Raw genomic sequence first — 18,791 nt, forward strand, 5'->3', positions numbered from 1 at the left:
ATTCTTCAATCATTAACTAAGTCGTAGAAACGTGACATTATCTTCTCATCAACTTTGGAATTTGGTTTTAGATCGTTTGGGACAACAATTAAATCGTCCTACTTTTGAAACTTGGATTAAAACTGCTACTGCCGAAGATTTGAAAGATAATTGTTTAACGATTTGCACTCCTAATCCTTTTGTCCTCAACCATTTACAAAAACACTACATCAAAATTCTCAGTGATACAGTTGAGGGTATTTTGGGTTATCCAGTCGAAATTCATTTAACTGTGGCACAAGGAGATAATCTTGCCTTTGGAGCAGATCAGGAAACTTTTGAAGCTTTTACCAACTATCAACAACAAAGCTATAGTCATCATCTGAAACTAACTCAATTAAATCCTAAATATACTTTTTATCGTTTTGTTGTTGGTCCGACAAATCGTATGGCACACGCTGCATCTTTAGCGGTAGCTGAATCTCCTGGACGAGATTTTAATCCCTTATTTCTTTGTGGTGGTGTTGGTTTGGGTAAAACTCATCTGATGCAAGCGATTGGACATTATCATCTTGAAATTAATCCTGATGCCAAAGTGTTTTATGTTTCAACTGAACAATTTACTAATGATTTAATCGCTGCAATTCGCAATGATAGTATGCAGAGTTTTCGAGAACATTATCGCACAGCCGATATTCTTTTAGTAGACGATATTCAATTTATTGAAGGTAAAGAATACACTCAAGAAGAATTTTTTCATACTTTTAATACTCTTCATGAAGCTGGAAAACAAGTCATTTTAGCAAGCGATCGCCCTCCGACTCAAATTCCTCGTTTACAAGCTCGTTTAAGCTCCCGTTTTTCGATGGGTTTAATTGCTGATGTCCAAGTACCTGATTTAGAAACACGAATGGCAATTTTACAAAAGAAAGCTGAATATGAAAATGTTCGTCTTCCTAGAACAGTAATTGAATATATTGCTAGTCGTTATACTTCTAACATTAGAGAATTAGAAGGAGCTTTAATTAGAGCGGTGACTTATATTTCGATTGCTGGTTTATCGATGACAGTAGAAAACATCGCTACAGTTTTGAATCCTGCAGTTGAAAGAGTAGCTGCTGCACCTGAAGTAATTCTTCAAGTAATCTCTGAAGTTTTTCAAATCTCTATAGAAGATCTTAAAAGTAATTCCCGTCGACGAGAAATTAGTTATGCTCGACAAATTGGTATGTATTTGATGCGACAACATACCGATCTCAGTCTACCTAGAATCGGTGAAGAATTTGGTGGCAAAGACCACACTACAGTAATGTATAGTTGTGAAAAAATTGCTAAACAACAAGAACAAGACCGAGAACTAAATCAAACTCTAGCTCAATTAAGCGATCGCATTAACTTTGTCAGTAAAAATCAATATCGATAATTTCCTTCAAACACAAGTTTTCGGTAGAGTAGGTAAAGAGCGAAGACAGACAAGTTTAATGATTTGCCCACTATAACTTATTTTAATTCAGATCATTATCAAATTAAATTGTTAATTATTTCCAAGATATTTCTAGCGAAAATTTACTTAAAAAATCAGTAATTACAACTATTTAATATTTGATTTTTTACCGCCGATTATTGTATCTCCATCTAATAATATTGGTCGCTCAGGGTTGAGCGTTGCTTCACATTGCGCGTTAGGTGAAGCGTATTTTAGATAATAAGTTGTGTATGATTGGGTTTTTTTGTCGATCACACGCCATCTTCAATAATAAATTTTTCACTATCTTTAGAGATAGTGATTGGCTGTGGTGATGCTTTTATAGCTTTGTTTTCTAAATTATCTTGAACTTCTAGTTGAGATTGTGTTGGTTTGACTTTTGAGATGCAGTATCCTTTTAAGGAGCTAGCAACCGCACTATGAGGAATGCCTACGGTTAAAATTATTAATATTTGTATTAAAAAAGTTTTTGATTCAGTTAGCTCTACTAAATTGTTAATTATTTCCAGCATATTTCTCTCGGTATTTTACCCTAATAAATCAGTAATTACAAGTATTTTTCTTTGATTTTCTGGGTAATTACTTAACTATAAACTACAAATATTTATTGAAACTATCTAACTACTAAAATTAACTAATACCACAATAATTAACTTTATTTAAACGCCAAGAATAACTATTGACATTCCACCCCCCCCCTAGTGTTATCAAAGATACAGGTTGATAGTTTAATTTATTTTTGTCAGTGATTTAAATCAAATTCTATTTCTTATCAACTATTGTTCGAGTAATCTAATTATTTTTTCAAGCTAAATTTTGGGCAATTAATAAATTATTTGGTCTGGTTTAGCTTGGTTAATTGGTAATTGTAATTCGATAATATTAACTTTAGTTTGTTTGTAGCCTTTAATGATAAGTATTGTCTTAACTTCATCTGTCATATTACAAGCAAAAAAGAGTATGCCTAATCCTAACAAAACTTGCTTTTTCCCCGAACCAGATGAAAGTCGTCGCTATGGCTTTGGTAGTGATTTTGTTGCTAACGAAAAATATTTAGCGGTAGGTCATACTGGTCTAAACAAAGTCATTATCTATACTTCAGATGATTCTGGTCAATGGAGTAGAACTAGAGAAATTCGACCTCCAGTAGATTTAGCTTTTGATAGAGAAGGTTCTACTTTTGGCAATGGTTTGGAGTTAGATGGAGATATTTTAACAATTTCTGCCAGAATCAGAAATCCAGATATTCCTAGAGATAATTTATCTCCATCTCAAGCAGCCAATACACCTTTCACATATTCTTACAGGAGATATTTAATCAACCTTAAAACAGAAACAGAAGTCCAACCTATCGATTTGCTGGTGCAAAGAGAACCAGAATCTAATTTAGTTCGCTTTAATCTGCTGCGTCAAGGAAAGATCGAGCAATTTGTCTTACCCGATATGGGCGAGGAACACTTTGGCACTCATCACGGTGCTAATAGCTTTTATGGTAGTAATGTTGCTGTGCATGAGAACTTACTGTTAGTTGGTTATTCATCTTCATATGATGAAACAGGTGGAGCTTGGCTATTCAACTTAGCTCAACCAGAAGCCGAACCTTTAAAGATGGCTGTCGGAGATGTTGCAATGGGAAGCACAGTAGCACTTTCTCAACAATTTGCTGCGGTTAGTTTTCATGGAATAACTTGGTATTTTCCTCGAAGTAATGCTCCCCGAAAATCACCCAAAACACTAATCGCAAACCTCAATAATGGTTCGACGACAGTGATTAATAGCTTTGGGGAATTATCTTTAAGTGGCAACATCTTAGCCGTGATGCGTCCTGGTCGTGGTTGTGGAGAAGTAGTTTATCCTATATTGGAAGTATTTCGTATTGATGAAGACACTACACCTCATTTAATTATCAGGCGAAAGAATGTCAGTAGAGCCAAAGTACAAAATGTTTTTTTAATCTTTCTTCACTATAACGGCTCTCGGGTTTGTATCGAGCCATTGCCTTGAAAACAACAATTTTTGATTCAACTTAAATACAAGGAGAAACATTAACATGGCTATCATTGGTAATGACGAACGTCAAGTTGTTCGACCAAGTGACTCAAATTTTACTACATTTCCATTACCTGCGGTTACAGCAATAGATACTACAATTAATATTAAGGGTGAAGATTTTAGGGGTTATGGTACTGGAGTAGTTATCAATCCTCATTATGTACTTACTGCTGCTCATAATCTTTATGATAGAAATTCTGGAGAATATCAAAAAAAAATAAGAGTCACTACTAGCGGGAAACAAAATAGTTTAGGAAGTCGAAAGATTGACGATCCCGACTTTCCAAACGATCCAGGTGCTAACGTTAATGTATCTACAGGTTTATTTTTTCCTACTGATTATATAACTGAACCCAATGATGAACAGGCGAAAAAACATGATATTGCTTTCTTCAGAGTTGATAATAATGACTTAATTTCACCTGCTCCATCTGTCGGTTTAATCGCGTTTATGGATCCCAGAACTGCAAAAGGAAAAGCAATTCAAACAGCAGGATATCCCGATGATAATGTTAGTAGTGATATACCTAACAACACTGGTAAACAATTAAGAGATTTAGTTCTTGCACCTGGCTCTTTCAATCAGTTTGGTTATATACACGCTCTAATTGGCAGACGAATGCTGTATAGCAATCATATTGATACTGCGTTTGGACAGAGTGGAAGTCCTGTTTGGCATACTCTAGAGGGAGATCAACCCCGCGTTTTGGGGGTTCACACTATAGGAACTTATCCTAGAAACTCTGGGGTACTCATTGATAAAGACATCTACGATAAAATCATCGAAGAAACAAAAGATGATTCTGGTATTATACTCGGCAACGATCTTCCAGAAAACGCTATTATTGGTAGCGATCCTTCTTTAGTTCCTGTTGACTTTCCTCCTTTCTTGTCTAATGGCAATGATGAAATTGTTGGTACTTATCGCAGAGAACGCATCTTAGGCAATGGTGGTAACGACAAAATAGAAGGTGGTGGTGCAAACGATCGCATAGATGGCGGTAAAGGAGAAAGAGACATTGCTATTTTCTCTGATAACTTTAGCAACTATGATTATTCAATTTCCGAAGATCAAAAAATTATCACCTTTGCTCACAATCAAGGCACTCAAACCGATGGTACAGACACCCTAAAAAACATTGAATTCGCCCGATTCAAAGATGGTATCGCATCCCTACCCCTAGAAGATGGAGAAAAAGATACCTTAATAGGAGCGCATATTTTCTCCGGCACCAATCTCAACGACCTCAATAAATTCGGTATCCTCTCACAAACATTACCCATCTCCATGCTCGATGGCAACGCCGAATATAGCGTCACCTTCTCCGCGATCCCCCCAGATACCCAATACAACATCGCCTTGATCATCGACACCTCCGCATCTATGGATGCAACAGAATTACAACAAGCTAAAGATGCCTACATCAGCCTCACTAATCACTTCATCAACACAGGTATTGCCGATGTTAGTAACTTCGCCGTCATATCCTTCAGTAAAAACGCCACCCTACACGCCAACTTAACCGCTAGCCAAGCAATTACTAAAATTCAAGGATTAACCAACGCACCAGCCATTGAAGGAACTAAATACAACGACGCTCTTTATAAAGGACTGCAATTCTTCTCCCAATCACCCTTAAAAGGCGTAACCAACCTTGCCTATTTTTCCTCCGATGGTAGATCCCAAATCAATTTTGCCGATCCCAATGACATTCCTTATCATCAAGATGCCATCAATCTCAGAAGTGTTGCCAACGTGCAAACCTTTGGCATCTATGATAGCAGCGATCCAGGTACGGTAAGTCAAAGTCAGTTAGATTTCGTCGATTCCGACAACACTGTTATTTTAAACAACGCCTCCCAACTAGAAACAGCACTAAGTAAATCAGGATTAATTAGTTACCTCGACAGAATTGAACTTCTCAATGACGGTAATGTGGTTCAAACCATTCAACCCAATCAACTAACCGATAGTCCATTAGGATTAAGCTTCACTGGTAATATTGAAAATCTCGATATCAGTTTCAACGCCCAAAATCAGATTACGGCAAAAGCTTATTTTACTAATGGTACTGCTCCCGCGACACTAGATTTCACCGTTGCTAGTGGTTTGGAAGAATCAACCTCCGATCCCCTCACTAATATTATTGCTGGTACTCCTGGTGACGATGTAATTTATCTTGGTGGAATTGATCTTGGTGCCAATGGAGATGCAGGAAAAGATAAAATTATTGGCAACAAATATGATAATGAGATCAATGGTGGTGATGGAAACGATAAAATTTTTGCTCATGAAGGCAATGATACTATTATTACTGGTAATGGAGCAGATCGAGTTGATGGTGGCGAGGGAGTTGATACCGTAGTCTATGGAGATCAACTTTTTGCTGCCAGTGTTTTGCGTCGAACAGGTGAAGCAATTAATGTCGATAATGCAGATAATTTAACCAACGTTGAGTTTATTCAGTATTCCGATTTCAGAATCAGTACCGAAACTCTCCAAATTACACCAATTCTCCAAGGCAATGACATTACTGTAGCAGAAGGTGATTCGGGTACTACAACCGCTCAATTTACCTTTAACCTTGCCACACCCGCACCAGTAGATGTACAGTTTGACTACAACACTGTAGATGGAGATGCCTTAGCAGAAGAAGATTATCTAGCTAAATCAGGCACAGTAACTATTGCTGCTGGGAATACCAGTGCCACTATTGAAGTTGAGGTGATGGCAGATACTGTAGACGAGTCTACCGAAGTATTTACCTTAAATTTAGCGAATATATCTGGAGCGACTTTTTTTAATCATCAGATAGAGTATTCTGTAATTGCCCAGATCGAAAACAAACCTCCAAATCTCACTTTAATCGGTGATTCAGCTAAAAATACTTTGGTTGGTGGTAATGGTAACGATAAACTCAATGGACAATCAAACGATGATTATCTATTTGGAGAAGCTGGCAATGATACTCTGATTGGCGGTAGTGAAAATGATGCTTTAATTGGTGCTACTGGCAACGATATCCTCAATGGTGTTACTGGCATTGATACTTTAATTGGAGGAGGCGGACATGATGACTATTTCATCGATCACATCAGCGACACTACCATCGAAGACACCAATGCTGGCTCTGATACTGTCCGAACTTCTATCAGTTGGACTCTAGCAGAAAATCTGGAAAACCTGATTTTAACTGGTACTAATCTCATTAATGCTACAGGTAACAATCTTAATAATCTGATTACTGGTAATAACGCCAATAATCTTCTTGCTGGTGGTGATGGCAACGATACTCTCAATGGTAATATCGGTGATGATACCATGATTGGCGAGCGTGGTAACGACACTTATCTAGTCAATAGTAGTCTCGATCTGATTAGTGAAACCTTGAATCAAGGAACAGATACCGTTAATTCCACTACAACCTACACTTTAAGCAATCATCTAGAAAACCTCACTTTAACTGGTAATAATCTCATTGACGCTACAGGTAACAATCTTAATAATCTCCTTACTGGTAATAACGCCAATAATCTTCTTGCTGGTGCAGATGGGTTAGATACACTAATTGGTAACGGTGGTAGCGATCGCCTTAATGGTGATCTAGGTGATGATAGTATGCTTGGTGGGATGGGTAATGATCTTTATCAAGTTGATAGTCTCGGCGATACCATCAGCGAGAATTCAGGAGAAGGTACAGATTCAGTTCATACTACTATTACTTATACATTGGGAGACAATCTAGAAAATTTAACTTTAACTAGTAATGCTGTTATAGATGGTACGGGAAACAACTTCAATAACAATCTGACTGGTAATGTTAGTGATAACATTCTTTCTGGTGGTGCAGGGAATGATACCCTCAATGGCAATAATGGAGATGATCTGTTAATTGGTGGAGTCGGCAATGATCGTCTTAGTGGTGGCAATGGTGCAGATCGTTTTCGATTGTTAGCTACTAATGAGCGTAGCGACACAATTGTGGATTTTGTAGTGGCTGATGATACGATTGAGGTAGCTGCTAGTTTTGGTGGTGGATTAATTGCTGGTAGTTCAATTGGTAGTAACGAGTTTGTGATTGGTTCAACTGCGTTGTCTAGTAGCGATCGCTTTGGCTACGATACTAGTAATGGTTTACTGTGGTTTGATGTTGATGGTACTGGTAGTAATAGACAAGTTAATCTAGCTACACTCAGTTCTGGTTTGAGTCTGACTCATGATGATCTGGTGGTAATTTGATTTTGATTGTTTTTACTTAACGCGCAATGCAAGGAGTAAACCTCTGGCGTTATTTTTTTACTCAAGTTCAGATGATAAACTTTTCTACATTTCAAACTAAGAAAGTTAGATTTCCACAGGTTGTGGAAATTTTACCAGAGTTTTCCACAGGCTTTCCCCAAAGAAAACAAAATAAATTGTTTAAAGTTAAGAAACTCTTAATTGTAAGTAACGACTGTTACAAAAGATTGACAATAGCTCTGTTAGCCTGTTAGTCATAATTTTCCTATATATTGTGACGAGGCTAAGGTGGGTTCGGTTTATATTTCCATAGTCGAGGGTAATCCTCACCTACGCTCTTTATTAGGTTGGCATTTACAGCAAGCAGGTTACACTGTTAAGCAGTCTGCCAATATTTATCAAGCTAGGAATACGTTTGACCAGTATCAACCTACTTTAATAGTTTTAGATTCTGATTTACCAGATGGAGATGGGTTAGAACTATGTAGTTGGTTACATCAGCAGAAACAACCTCTAATTCTAATGTTATCTGCTCGCAATAGTGAAAAAGATATTGTTAATGCTCTTAAAGCTGGCGCAGATGATTATTTGACCAAACCTTTTGGGATGCAAGAGTTTTTAGCTCGCGTCGAGGCATTAATTAGAAGGGTTAGAGTGAATGCTGTTCCTTTATATTTAGACTATAGTGACTTAAAAATTGATTTGGTACAACGTCGAGTTCAAGTTAAAGAAAACTTTATCGAGCTTACACCCCAAGAATTTAGTTTACTTTATGTTTTAGCTCAAGCTGAAGGAATGGCTTTAAGTCGTTCGGAGTTATTAAGGCGTGCTTGGCCTGATGCAATTGATAATCCCAGAACTATTGACACTCACGTTTTATCTTTACGTAAAAAAATTGAGCCTAATCCTCGTCAACCTTACTTAATTCAAACAGTTCGTAATGTTGGTTATCGTTTAAATCCCGATATTATCAAAGGAGAAACTTCTCTGTCTTGGGAAATAAAATCTTTTAATAATAACAATCATACTAACAATAACCACCATAATTCTACTCTTTCCACTCAATTAAATTGAATTATGACCACTCTTGAGTAGATTGAGTTTCAGCTATTAGTAATTTTTCTTGTAGTTTTTGCCAATTGACTGCATTGGCGACCACATCTTCAGTCAATTTTCCTGATTCTAAATATAAAATTCGATTAGCAAAAGATTTAATTAATTCTAGTTGATGACTAATTATCATAATTGTAGTGTGACCAGCCGAACTTATTTGCTCTAAAATTTCTAAAAGATGATTGGCAGTACCAAAGTCCAAAGCTGAGGTTGGTTCGTCAAGTAACAATAAATTAGGCTGCATAACCAAAGCACGAGCGATCGCGACTAATTGTTTTTGTCCTCCTGACAGTTGTAATTCATTGCGTTCTAACCATTGATCGGGAATTTTTAAGGCACTTCTCCAAGTCGTTACTCTACTACTAATTTCCGAGGTCGATAATTTTTGCAAAACTAAAGGGTAAGCGATCGCATCTTGAACAGTCATTCCTAATAATTTTGATTCTTGAGGAACTAAAGCTATTCTTTGCCGTAGTTGCAACACAGGGATTTCTGTAATTGATTGTTGTTCAAAGTAAATTGAACCTTCACTAGGACTAGTCAGTCGATTGATTAATCTAAATAAAGAACTTTTTCCTGCACCAGAAGGACCAATAATTGCAATGCGATCGCCATTATTAATTTGAACTGAAATATTGTCTAGCAACTGGGCAGAACCTACGGTCGCTTGTAAGCTAACTCCGTTTAACCGTAACATTTTCTTGACGGGATTGAAAATGCTATATTATAACAATCTTTTTAGATTTATTTAAGATTTTTATGCGGGTCGGATACAAATCGCAGCCATTTTGTGTTTAATTTTGTTATCGTGTTTTTAACAATTAGAAATATTTCTGAGGATGTCCTTATTTATGGTTGCTACTTCTAATCTTTATCAAACAGCAGCCCAAGACACCAATAACCTCAAGCGTGTTTGGCAAAATATTAATGCCGATAGTTGTCCCCTAACTTACAATTTCCATTTGCACACAGTTTGTTCCGATGGACAGTTAGAACCATCCGCTTTAATGGAACAAGCTGTTAAATTTGGACTTAAAGGTTTGGCCATAACTGATCATCATTCAATTCGTGGTTATCAGTTAGCAACTGAGTGGTTAAACCAACTCAAACAACAATCTTCTCAAACAAATTTACCTCAAATCTGGACAGGAGTAGAAATTACAGCCAATTTACAAGGAGTAGAAGTACACATTCTTGGTTATGGTTTTGCCCCTCAACATTTAGCCATTCAACCCTATCTTCAAGGCACAAAACCTCAAGGAAGCAAAGCTCAAGTAGATCTCGTTATCCGCACAATCCATCAAGCTGGTGGTTTGGCAATTTTAGCCCATCCTGCTCGTTATCGTCGTTCTGCCCAAGAATTAATTCCTGTAGCTGCTCATTTTAATATTGATGGAGTTGAAGCTTATTATGCTTATAATAATCCCACTCCTTGGCGACCAAGTCCAGTACAAACTGAACAGGTAAAACAATTAGCTGCTCAGTATAATTTATTAACTACCTGCGGAACTGATACTCACGGCTTAGATTTACGCAGAAGACTCTAACGAAAAAAGCCACTCAATTTTTTTCAATTTTAATTTTTAATTAAGTGGCTTGATATTTTCTGCAACAGAGGAATAATGAAGCATAATTTTAATTAAAATCGACCGCTTTCGATAGTCATTAGTAAAATGACACCCATGCTCATCAAAGCTAAAACTACAGCAAAAGCAATTGATTGTCCAAGATGATTTTTATATGAAGTTCTCATTTTTGGCTACCTCGATTAATTTAATTTGTTAATGATGATTAAAACTGAAATTGGAAATAAACAGGATGTAAACAAGAGGGGATCAAGTTATTTTTAGATAATTGGCTTTTAAAAAAATCTAAAATCTACTTGTAAATAGTAATGTTATCTAAATAATTAGAAAATTATCTAATAAAAGATATTTTTGTTAATCAAAATTAATTTAACTTAATTAATTTGGTCGTTTGAGTATTAATACTTGAAAATATATAACTATTTATGGTTATGGTTTGTAGCGATTCCCCATGACCATGACCAAGTTATTTGTAAATATTTATAAATTAAATTAATTTGTTAAACCATGTTGTAGAGCAAAACGCACTAATTCAGTACGACTATTAGTTCCAGTCTTACTAAATAAACGACTAACATATTTTTCTACGTTTCGGACGCTAGTTTCTAGTTCGCGGGCAATTTCTTTATTCATTAAACCTTGAGCGACTAAATCTAAGACACTTTGTTCTCTGGGAGTCAGTTCAATATCAATTGGAGAAGGTGTCGGGACAAGACGAGAACTCGAACCCAATTTTTCATCTAATTTTCCTTCAATTTCTTCTAATTTACGAGCAATAACTTCTAAATTAGAATTACCATTATTAGCATCAGCAGCAACCTGTCGTCTAATTAATAAATTTCTGACAATTGCTTCTAATTCTTCAGGATCAAAAGGTTTAGCTAAATAAGCATCACAACCAGCTTCATAGCCTTGAATGCGATCGCTAGTCATTCCTCTAGCAGTTAAAAAAACTACAGGAATTGGACGATAACGAGGATCTTCTCTTAACTGTTGTAAAAACTGATAGCCATTAACTTGAGGCATCATAATATCAGAAATAACGAGATCTGGGATATCAGCCTCTAATAATTGCCAAGCTTCTTTAGCATTACTGGCTACCCTGACTTTCCATTCTTCGTTATCTTCAAGATAAGCTTGGACTGATTCTCTAACCCCAGGTTCATCATCTACTAGTAAAATTTTTTGTAAATTAGACATAAAAATTATTTGCCTTGTAATAGGAATAAGAAAAAGGAGTATTGTCATGAAAAAATCATTTATCTTTTGAATATATCATTCTCAGAAATACTCCCCAATATTTTCAGTCTTACTGAAACGTCGAAAAAATTCCTATCCTAATCCTTCTACGATTGGATGAAAGTAAAAAGCTAGTCCTAAAACAGCGTAAGTTGCTAGTAGCAATCCTCCTTCTAACCAGTTAGACTTACCATCGGAACTGATTGAGTTAGCAATTAAAACAGCCACAGTTACAGCAACTAATTCAAAGGGATTAAAATCAAGATCCATCGGTTGACCAATCAACCATCCTGTAATCACCAAAACTGGGGCCACAAATAAAGCAATTTGCAGACTAGAACCGACAGCTACAGAAACAGATAAATCCATTTTGTTTTTCATCGCTACAGTTACGGCAGTAGCGTGTTCTGCTGCATTACCAATAATTGGTAAGACAATTACCCCTGTAAACAGTGCCGTCAAACCTAATGCGGAAGTAGCCTCTTCTAAAGATTCTACTAATAGTTCTGATTCTACAGCGACAGTCAGAGTAATCACTAATAAAATTCCAATCCATAACCAAAGATTTGGTTTGTGAGAAGATTCTGCTTCGGTAGAATCGCTTTCGATCTCTAAGTCAGCTACACCAACATCATAGAGATAGGCGTGAGTTTTCATGGAAAAGATTAGAGTTAAAATATAAACCAAAATCAAAACGATCGCAACAGCCACAGAAAGATGTTGAAGAGTGGCTTCACCAATTCCCGCAGAAGTATACTCAACTGCGGTAGGTAATAAAATAGCGATTACTGCCAAATTCATTGAAGATGCATTGAGACGTGCAGCAGTCGGTTGAAATTCCTGTTCTTTATAACGCAAACCTCCCAACAACATGGCAAAACCCATAACCAACAGCAAATTACTAATAATTGAACCAGTAATTGTTGCTTTGACTACATTAACTAATCCTTCTTTAAGGGCAATAAAAGCCAGAATTAATTCAGTAGCATTGCCAAAAGTTGCATTAAGTAGTCCTCCTAAATTAGGTCCAACTACAACAGCGATTTCTTCTGTTGCTGTACCCATATAAGCAGCCAGAGGAATTATTGCCAACCCTGCTGTAATAAAGACAATAGTGGCATCCCAGTGCAGAAAATGACCAGCTAGAGAGACGGGTACAAACAGCAATAAAACTAAAAAAATAGTGTTTTTGTTGAGCATTTAGAAGTTCCATGTCTTTTACCTATTCGTAACTGTAATAGCACGTTTAGGTAATATTTTGCTCTCTTGCCCTGGTTGTAATTATTTAATAATACTTAGTTATACATTCGATGGAAAAAAATCTGAAAATTTAACTGATTGCGTACAATGATTAAGATCAAGTCTGTTAACCTGTCTATAGTTATTCGCTTCTAATCTAAAATACTTAAATGTTTGCTACGAATAGCTGAGGAGGCAAGAACGAGACTCGGCGACGCGGAAATTGTGTGTAGCATTCTTTTTACTTTTGTACAGACGTTTCCTGTTCCCGAAGGGTGCGAAGCAACGTCTCTACTTTTTATCTTCTACTTTCCCTATCAATAACATAATTATTCAACAGGACATGATCTAAAACAGTCGCGCACGCGCAGCGCCTCGCTGGGAGCGAAATCGCTTTTCTTCTAATCTAAAGGAAATCTTAAATAGATTGCTTTAATTTTTTTTGTGCTTTACTGGGATGGTTTATTTGAATTTTTAGAAAAATGAATCGTCACAGTTGGACAATTTTTTGTTTAGCTTATCTAGTAGGTTTACTATCTACAAGTTGGTTGACTTTTTCTAATCCAGAGGTAGCGGGAGAAAGTTTATTTAAAGTTGGAATTGGATTAGGTGGATTGACTTTAATATCTGCTTGGATTGTTTACCGTTGTACTTCTATTCGTTTGAGAAAAAGTTTTTGGTTAGAGGTTTTTATTATTGCTATTGTAGCTGTAATTTATTTTCAAGTTAGAGTGCCTCAACCGAGTGTTAATGATATTAGTAATCAACTTCATAAAAATAAGAGTCAGATAGTAATTGTTTCAGGAAAAGTTTTAACTGAACCAAGATTAACCAGCGATGAAAAAGCTAAGTTATGGTTAAAAACAACTGAAATAGAAATAGAGAAAAATAGTAAGCAAGAAGTTACTGGTAAGTTATATGTAACTTTACCTTTGTTACAAGCAACTAGTCTTTATCCTGGCAAAAATATCAAAATTCAAGGTGTTTTATACAAACCTCAATCTCCTAAAAATCCTGGTGCATTTGATTTTAAAAAATATCTTAATTATCAAGGTTCTTTTGCTGGTTTAAAAGGCTGGAAGATAATTGAAGAAAAAAATCAAAGTGAATCAATTTGGGGTTGGTGGAAAATTAGAAGAAGAATAGTTCGTTCTCAAGTTCGTGGTTTAGGAAGTCCAGTAGGACAGTTGGTTAGCTCAATTACGTTGGGTAGAAAAGCAGTAGATTTACCTGAAGAGTTGGGTAATAATTTTATTCAAGTTGGATTAGCTCATATTTTGGCTGCTTCTGGATTTCATGTCGCTTTATTGTTGGGATTAGTTTTAAGAATAACTCATCATCTTTCAGGGCGATCGCAGTTAATGATAGGATTAATTTTTTTATTTATTTATATTTGTTTAACTGGATTGCAACCTTCAGTAATTCGAGCAACTTTAATGGGAACTTTTGTTTTAGTTGCTTTGGCAAATAATAGTCAAGTTAAACCTTTAGGTTCTTTATTATTAGCAGCAATAATAATTTTATTATTTAATCCTCTTTGGATTTGGGATTTAGGATTTCAACTTAGTTTTTTAGCAACTTTTGGTTTAATTGTTACTGCACCACAACTTTCTCGTTATCTAAATTGGTTACCACCAACTCTGGCTACAGCGATCGCGATTCCTTTGGCTGCCTCAATTTGGACTTTACCTTTATTAAGTTATGTATTTAATACAGTGGCAGTTTATAGTCTAATTATAAATATTTTAACTACTCCTTTTGTGACATTAATTAGTTTAGGAGGAATGATTAGTGCAGGGATCGGTTTATTTCTTCCTTGGCTTGGTAGTTTGCTTTCTAAAATAATTTATTATCCTACTATTTTTTTAATTGAATTTACTAATTTTTTTGTGAACTTACCAGGTATTACAATTGCTATTGGCAAAATTCCTTTAATTGTTTTAATTGCAATTTATACAATATTGATTTTACTTTGGCTTAACAAACGGTGGCAAAATAATTGGTATTTAGGATTAATCATAGTTGTAATTTTACTAGTATTTCCTATTAGCTATCGTCAATTAAATTTAGTTAAAGCTACGGTTTTATCAGCTAACCAAGAACAAATTATTGTAATTCAAGACCGAGGTAAGATAATTTTAGTTAATAGTGGCGAACATAAAACTATAAAATATACAGTTTTACCTTTTTTAACTACTCAAGGAATTAATCAGATTGATTATGCGATCGCTATGAATAGTTTCTCTGATCATAATGGTTGGACTGAGATTAATAACAAATTAACCATTCATAATTTTCTTAGCAACGAAAAAAATTCATTAGAAACTTTTAAAAAAACGACTAAATTAATTTCTTCTCCAGAAAATATTACAACTAAAAATTTTCGGATTAAACTTCTAAACAACCAACCCATTCTATTAGAGTTGAAAACTAAACAGCAGACTTGGCTAGTAATTAATCCAACTAAAACTGAAGATAATATAGCTATAATTAAATATTTACAAGAAAATAATCTCGCTCATAATCAAATAATAATTATTTGTTCTGGTAAGAAAATTGAACTTGAGTGCTTAAAAGAGTTAAAACCCCAAATTGCGATTATAACGACCAATGAAGTAGAAGAATCTACTAGACAACAATTAAACTCTCAACACACTCAACTTTATATTACTGGTCAAGATGGCGCAATTAGTTGGCAACCTCAATCAGGGTTTCAGACAACTTTAATAACTGAAACAGAAAAAAATACTTTTCTTTAGAAGACTAGTCAATTGTCAACAAATCTCTGTAAAATAACGAAGTATGCCAATTTTATGGAGAGATGGCAGAGTGGTTGAATGCGGCGGTCTCGAAAACCGCTTCGGGGTTACTCCTCGACGTGGGTTCAAATCCCACTCTCTCCGCTTCTAATCTAGCTTTCAAGCCCTTTGTGTCTATTTAAATAATTCGATTAGTTGTACTATTTTTATAGGGATTTTTAGCTCAAATTTAGATCATTAATAGACAACGATTGTGACCGTCTATGAGTAAGTTATGCTCTTTCCAAACAACCAAAGCATCGCGACAACCCTGTTCTCTCAGATTAGCTTCTAGTTGAGCTTTCTCTTCTCGAGACAGTGGCAGAATTAGAACTTTAAATTCTGGATCGATAGCAATTGATAAGCGAGGGGATGAACATGACAGTAATTGTATGCGATCGCGTATATACTCAATCTGTCGTTCTTTTTCTTGAATATTTCGCTGGTAATCATTGTTTTGATTGATGCAGCGAGTAATAACGGTGTCGATAAAATTCGCAACCTAATCGCCCAATCGAAGTTAGTATCAGTTAGTGGACACTATCGAGTATTCATTCTCGATGAAATTCAAATGCTCAGTCGCGTCGGACAAAATGCTTTTCTCAAAACTCTAGAAGAACCAAATCCTAACGTTCTGTTTATCCTAGCAACCACAGAACCCCACAAACTTCTAGATACTATTATCAGCCGTTATCTGCACTTACGATTCAATCGATTGAGTGTTGTAAAGCTAACCACAAGGTTAACCAGTATTGCTGCGGAAGAAAACATTCAAATTACAGAAATGGTTTGGTTTGATGAATGGGAATTGGTTCGCAAAGATATTGCCAGGGGTGAATTTAAAGTGTTTTAGTTCTTGAAAAATCCTAAATCTTAATCCATAGGGACGAAAAATTCATTTATTCTCGCTATGGATTCGATAAATTAAAGCACCAATTAAAATAGAGATGGTGATGTTCAATTAGTTAATGCTACTTTGACTAGCCTAAATTAAGGTTTTCACTCTCTGAGAATAAGAATGGCTCAAATATCTGTTATTTCAGAACATATTGAAATTACCCCTGGAGTATGTGGAGGTAAGCCTCGCATTGCAGGGCATCGAATTAGAGTGCAAGATATTGTTATCTGGCATGAAATGATGGGACTTTCTCCTGATGAAATTATTTATCACTATCCCAGTATTACCTTGGCAGATGTCTATGCTGCTTTGGCTTACTACTACGACCATTTAGAAGAAATCAGACAAAACATTCAAGAAAGCGAGGAATTTGCTCAAGAGTTAGCCAAAAAAACTCCTTCCCTACTCCAACAAAAATTAAGGGAACGAAATGTCACAAAGGATTAAGTTCCACCTGGATGAAAATGTGAGTAATGCCATTGCATTGGGGTTAAGGCGACGGAGAATTGATGTCACGACAACGAACGAGGTGGGTTTAATGGGTGCATCGGACGAAGAACAACTCGAATTTGCTTTGAGGAAAGGTAGAGTTATTTTTACTCAGGATGATGATTTTCTGCGACTGCATCATGCAGGAATTACTCACGCAGGGATTGCTTATTGTCGTCAAAGAAGTCGCTCCATTGGTGAAATTATTAATACTTTGACTTTAATTTGGGAATGGGTAGAATCAGAGGAAATAAAAAACAAAGTAGAGTTTATTTAATTAAGACAAGAACAGACTCGCGCTCGATGCGATCGCTGTTAATAAGAAATTGAGAACATAATGATTTGAAGGTTTTGTTTTTGCTTAGAGAGCCGTAAGGCTCTGTGATGAGCGATTTAACTTAAAACGATCGCCATGAAAGCTATCCTCAATATTCAAACCTTCAAAGAACATACTGCTCTAGCCAGTCGTACTATCAATTCTAAAAATAATCTTCGATCCCAAATGACAGGTTGATTGAGGGTGGTAGTCAATCAACAAGGTTTAGCTAACAAATTATAACTTATAGAACCCATTTGGGTTCTTTTTAAGCGTTAGCTAATCTTTTGAGCATCAGTCTGACAAAACAAAGGTTAATCTTGGTGGTAGCATTCTCAAGAGTTCTCTCAACAGCGCAATTATACAAGCGGAGGTTTCCTCCGCGTATCCGACATTCTGTCGCCCTTCGGGAAGCGCGCTCAAAATTCTTGACTAAACTTTTGCATCTTTCCATCCAGGAATTGGTTCTTTCTATGACCCACCTAGCTTTTACTGGGACAAAGCCTGTTTTTCCTTCCTTTTCCTTTTGAGCTTTCGCCTAAACCGTCGAAAGTTTAAACTTAATCTTGTTCATTATCTGAAGATAAATTTTTTTCAGCTTTTCCATCAGTTTTTCAGGGTTTTTACCAGAAGAGCGGACTTTACTATAAAATGAATCCTATTTTTCCTCCCAAAAAATCTAATGAGGAGGACGTGGTAAATCTACGCCCTTATTTCTCAATTTAATTTCTACTCAACCACTTTTGTCCATTTAAACGTTGCAACGTATACAACACCATTAAATCTAGAGTAATCTTCCGCTCGTCAATCATAAAAGATTCCAGGGTACTAGGTTTGCCTCCACTCGTAGCATAAGAAAAAGCTTTTGGTCCCGAAATATCTTCATCAAGAAAATAAATTTTAAATTGCCGTTGTCCATTTTGCCAGTTACCACTGACTTGCCAACATTGCTCATTGGCAGTTGCTATAGGTAAGCTTTGCTTGCTAAGGTTTAACTCTACATCATCAATCCCTTGTGCCGTTAAAGCTTGTTTGAGAGTAGGGTTAAAATGTTGTTCAATAAACTCAGTAAAAGGTTTATCTTCAACTGCGGGTGGTTTTTCTTTTTTAGGTTTTGCAGCCCCTGCTCCAGCAGCAGGTTTTTCTGATTTGAGTTTTGCTTCTTGAGAAGCAGGTGAAGGTTTTTGTTCTTCTGCTGAAGGTTGAGATGCCTCTGGTTGATTAGTTTCCTCTGCCATATTTCTTAACCTTATCATAAGCGCGATCGCACCAAGTATAAATTTGACCAATGATTACAGTAGTCTCTGTTGTTTAATCAGAGGCTGATCAACTCCGCAACCTAATGGTTTAATATGT

Annotated in this window: 14 protein-coding genes, 1 tRNA gene and 1 pseudogene; 10 read left to right on the top strand and 6 right to left on the bottom strand. The window is 36.0% G+C overall.

Translation table 11 applies throughout. The features are described 5' to 3' along the window. The first annotated feature begins 31 nt into the window (after nt 1–31). Entirely contained in the window at nt 32–1,402 is a 1,371-nt protein-coding gene (gene dnaA, locus STA7437_RS00010) for a chromosomal replication initiator protein DnaA (protein ID WP_015191303.1), read from the top strand. Nucleotides 1,403–1,716: 314 nt separating this feature from the next. Here the strand turns inward: dnaA and STA7437_RS00015 are convergent, their stop codons facing one another. Beyond that, a complete protein-coding gene (locus STA7437_RS00015; protein WP_015191304.1) occupies nt 1,717–1,977 on the bottom strand; it encodes a hypothetical protein in 261 nt (86 codons plus the stop codon). Nucleotides 1,978–2,425: 448 nt separating this feature from the next. Here STA7437_RS00015 and STA7437_RS00020 point away from each other — a divergent pair, with 448 nt between their 5' ends. The 3 genes from STA7437_RS00020 (at nt 2,426) to STA7437_RS00035 (ending at nt 8,831) form a co-directional block, all read left to right on the top strand. After that, a complete protein-coding gene (locus STA7437_RS00020) occupies nt 2,426–3,469 on the top strand; it encodes a hypothetical protein (RefSeq protein ID WP_041619040.1) in 1,044 nt (347 codons plus the stop codon). Nucleotides 3,470–3,515: 46 nt separating this feature from the next. Next, the gene (locus tag STA7437_RS24535; protein WP_015191306.1) at nt 3,516–7,757 is read left to right on the top strand and encodes a Calx-beta domain-containing protein; all 4,242 of its coding nucleotides are present in this window, start codon (nt 3,516–3,518) and stop codon (nt 7,755–7,757) included. Nucleotides 7,758–8,045: 288 nt separating this feature from the next. Continuing rightward, entirely contained in the window at nt 8,046–8,831 is a 786-nt protein-coding gene (locus STA7437_RS00035) for a response regulator transcription factor (RefSeq protein ID WP_015191308.1), read from the top strand. Between the two features lies 1 nt (nt 8,832). On the opposite strand, the gene STA7437_RS00040 is transcribed toward STA7437_RS00035, so the two are convergent. Further along, nucleotides 8,833–9,567, bottom strand: a complete 735-nt coding sequence (locus STA7437_RS00040) for an ABC transporter ATP-binding protein (protein ID WP_015191309.1) — start codon at nt 9,565–9,567, stop codon at nt 8,833–8,835. A gap of 154 nt (nt 9,568–9,721) precedes the next feature. Between STA7437_RS00040 and STA7437_RS00045 the strand changes: the two genes are divergently transcribed. Continuing rightward, complete coding sequence (locus STA7437_RS00045; protein WP_015191310.1) at nt 9,722–10,417, top strand: PHP domain-containing protein; 696 nt, start codon at nt 9,722–9,724, stop codon at nt 10,415–10,417. Nucleotides 10,418–10,948: 531 nt separating this feature from the next. Here the strand turns inward: STA7437_RS00045 and STA7437_RS00050 are convergent. Both STA7437_RS00050 and cax read right to left on the bottom strand, forming a co-directional pair. Then, nucleotides 10,949–11,656 (bottom strand): response regulator transcription factor, encoded by a 708-nt coding sequence (locus tag STA7437_RS00050; protein ID WP_015191312.1) that lies wholly within the window; start codon nt 11,654–11,656, stop codon nt 10,949–10,951. A 132-nt stretch (nt 11,657–11,788) separates the two neighbouring features. Then, nucleotides 11,789–12,895, bottom strand: coding sequence for a calcium/proton exchanger (gene cax, locus STA7437_RS00055; RefSeq protein WP_015191313.1), 1,107 nt, complete (start codon nt 12,893–12,895; stop codon nt 11,789–11,791). 521 nt (nt 12,896–13,416) lie between these two features. On the opposite strand from cax, the gene STA7437_RS00060 reads away from it, so the two are divergent. From STA7437_RS00060 to STA7437_RS00080, 5 genes are all read left to right on the top strand, one after another. Then, a complete protein-coding gene (locus STA7437_RS00060) occupies nt 13,417–15,693 on the top strand; it encodes a ComEC/Rec2 family competence protein (protein ID WP_015191314.1) in 2,277 nt (758 codons plus the stop codon). A gap of 56 nt (nt 15,694–15,749) precedes the next feature. Then, a tRNA-Ser gene (locus tag STA7437_RS00065) sits at nt 15,750–15,837 on the top strand. Between the two features lie 283 nt (nt 15,838–16,120). Continuing rightward, entirely contained in the window at nt 16,121–16,585 is a 465-nt protein-coding gene (locus tag STA7437_RS00070) for a DNA polymerase III subunit (RefSeq protein ID WP_071882320.1), read from the top strand. Between the two features lie 165 nt (nt 16,586–16,750). Next, nucleotides 16,751–17,077 (top strand): DUF433 domain-containing protein, encoded by a 327-nt coding sequence (locus tag STA7437_RS00075; RefSeq protein WP_015191315.1) that lies wholly within the window; start codon nt 16,751–16,753, stop codon nt 17,075–17,077. Then, a complete protein-coding gene (locus tag STA7437_RS00080) occupies nt 17,061–17,396 on the top strand; it encodes a DUF5615 family PIN-like protein (RefSeq protein WP_015191316.1) in 336 nt (111 codons plus the stop codon). The genes STA7437_RS00075 and STA7437_RS00080 overlap by 17 nt, the downstream gene beginning before the upstream one ends. Before the next feature lie 307 nt (nt 17,397–17,703). Here STA7437_RS00080 and STA7437_RS27590 read toward each other — a convergent pair. Together STA7437_RS27590 and STA7437_RS00085 are read right to left on the bottom strand one after the other, a co-directional pair. After that, a pseudogene (locus tag STA7437_RS27590) lies at nt 17,704–18,063 on the bottom strand (hypothetical protein); the annotation flags it as partial. Nucleotides 18,064–18,157: 94 nt separating this feature from the next. Then, on the bottom strand, nt 18,158–18,673 hold the full coding sequence (locus STA7437_RS00085; RefSeq protein ID WP_041619045.1) for a DUF2996 domain-containing protein: 516 nt from the start codon (nt 18,671–18,673) through the stop codon (nt 18,158–18,160). Nucleotides 18,674–18,791 lie beyond the last annotated feature (118 nt).

The organism is Stanieria cyanosphaera PCC 7437, from assembly GCF_000317575.1.
GTDB classification, from domain to species: Bacteria; Cyanobacteriota; Cyanobacteriia; order Cyanobacteriales; family Xenococcaceae; genus Stanieria; species Stanieria cyanosphaera.

What these genes read in the sequence shown, in the direction of transcription:
- STA7437_RS00040 (WP_015191309.1), bottom strand. Translation starts at nt 9,567, where the DNA reads ATGTTACGGTTAAACGGAGTTAGCTTACAAGCGACCGTAGGTTCTGCC.
- STA7437_RS00045 (WP_015191310.1), top strand. Translation starts at nt 9,722, where the DNA reads ATGGTTGCTACTTCTAATCTTTATCAAACAGCAGCCCAAGACACCAAT.
- STA7437_RS24535 (WP_015191306.1), top strand. Translation starts at nt 3,516, where the DNA reads ATGGCTATCATTGGTAATGACGAACGTCAAGTTGTTCGACCAAGTGAC.
- STA7437_RS00015 (WP_015191304.1), bottom strand. Translation starts at nt 1,977, where the DNA reads ATGCTGGAAATAATTAACAATTTAGTAGAGCTAACTGAATCAAAAACT.
- STA7437_RS00075 (WP_015191315.1), top strand. Translation starts at nt 16,751, where the DNA reads ATGGCTCAAATATCTGTTATTTCAGAACATATTGAAATTACCCCTGGA.
- STA7437_RS00060 (WP_015191314.1), top strand. Translation starts at nt 13,417, where the DNA reads ATGAATCGTCACAGTTGGACAATTTTTTGTTTAGCTTATCTAGTAGGT.
- STA7437_RS00020 (WP_041619040.1), top strand. Translation starts at nt 2,426, where the DNA reads ATGCCTAATCCTAACAAAACTTGCTTTTTCCCCGAACCAGATGAAAGT.
- STA7437_RS00050 (WP_015191312.1), bottom strand. Translation starts at nt 11,656, where the DNA reads ATGTCTAATTTACAAAAAATTTTACTAGTAGATGATGAACCTGGGGTT.
- STA7437_RS00080 (WP_015191316.1), top strand. Translation starts at nt 17,061, where the DNA reads ATGTCACAAAGGATTAAGTTCCACCTGGATGAAAATGTGAGTAATGCC.
- cax (WP_015191313.1), bottom strand. Translation starts at nt 12,895, where the DNA reads ATGCTCAACAAAAACACTATTTTTTTAGTTTTATTGCTGTTTGTACCC.
- STA7437_RS00085 (WP_041619045.1), bottom strand. Translation starts at nt 18,673, where the DNA reads ATGGCAGAGGAAACTAATCAACCAGAGGCATCTCAACCTTCAGCAGAA.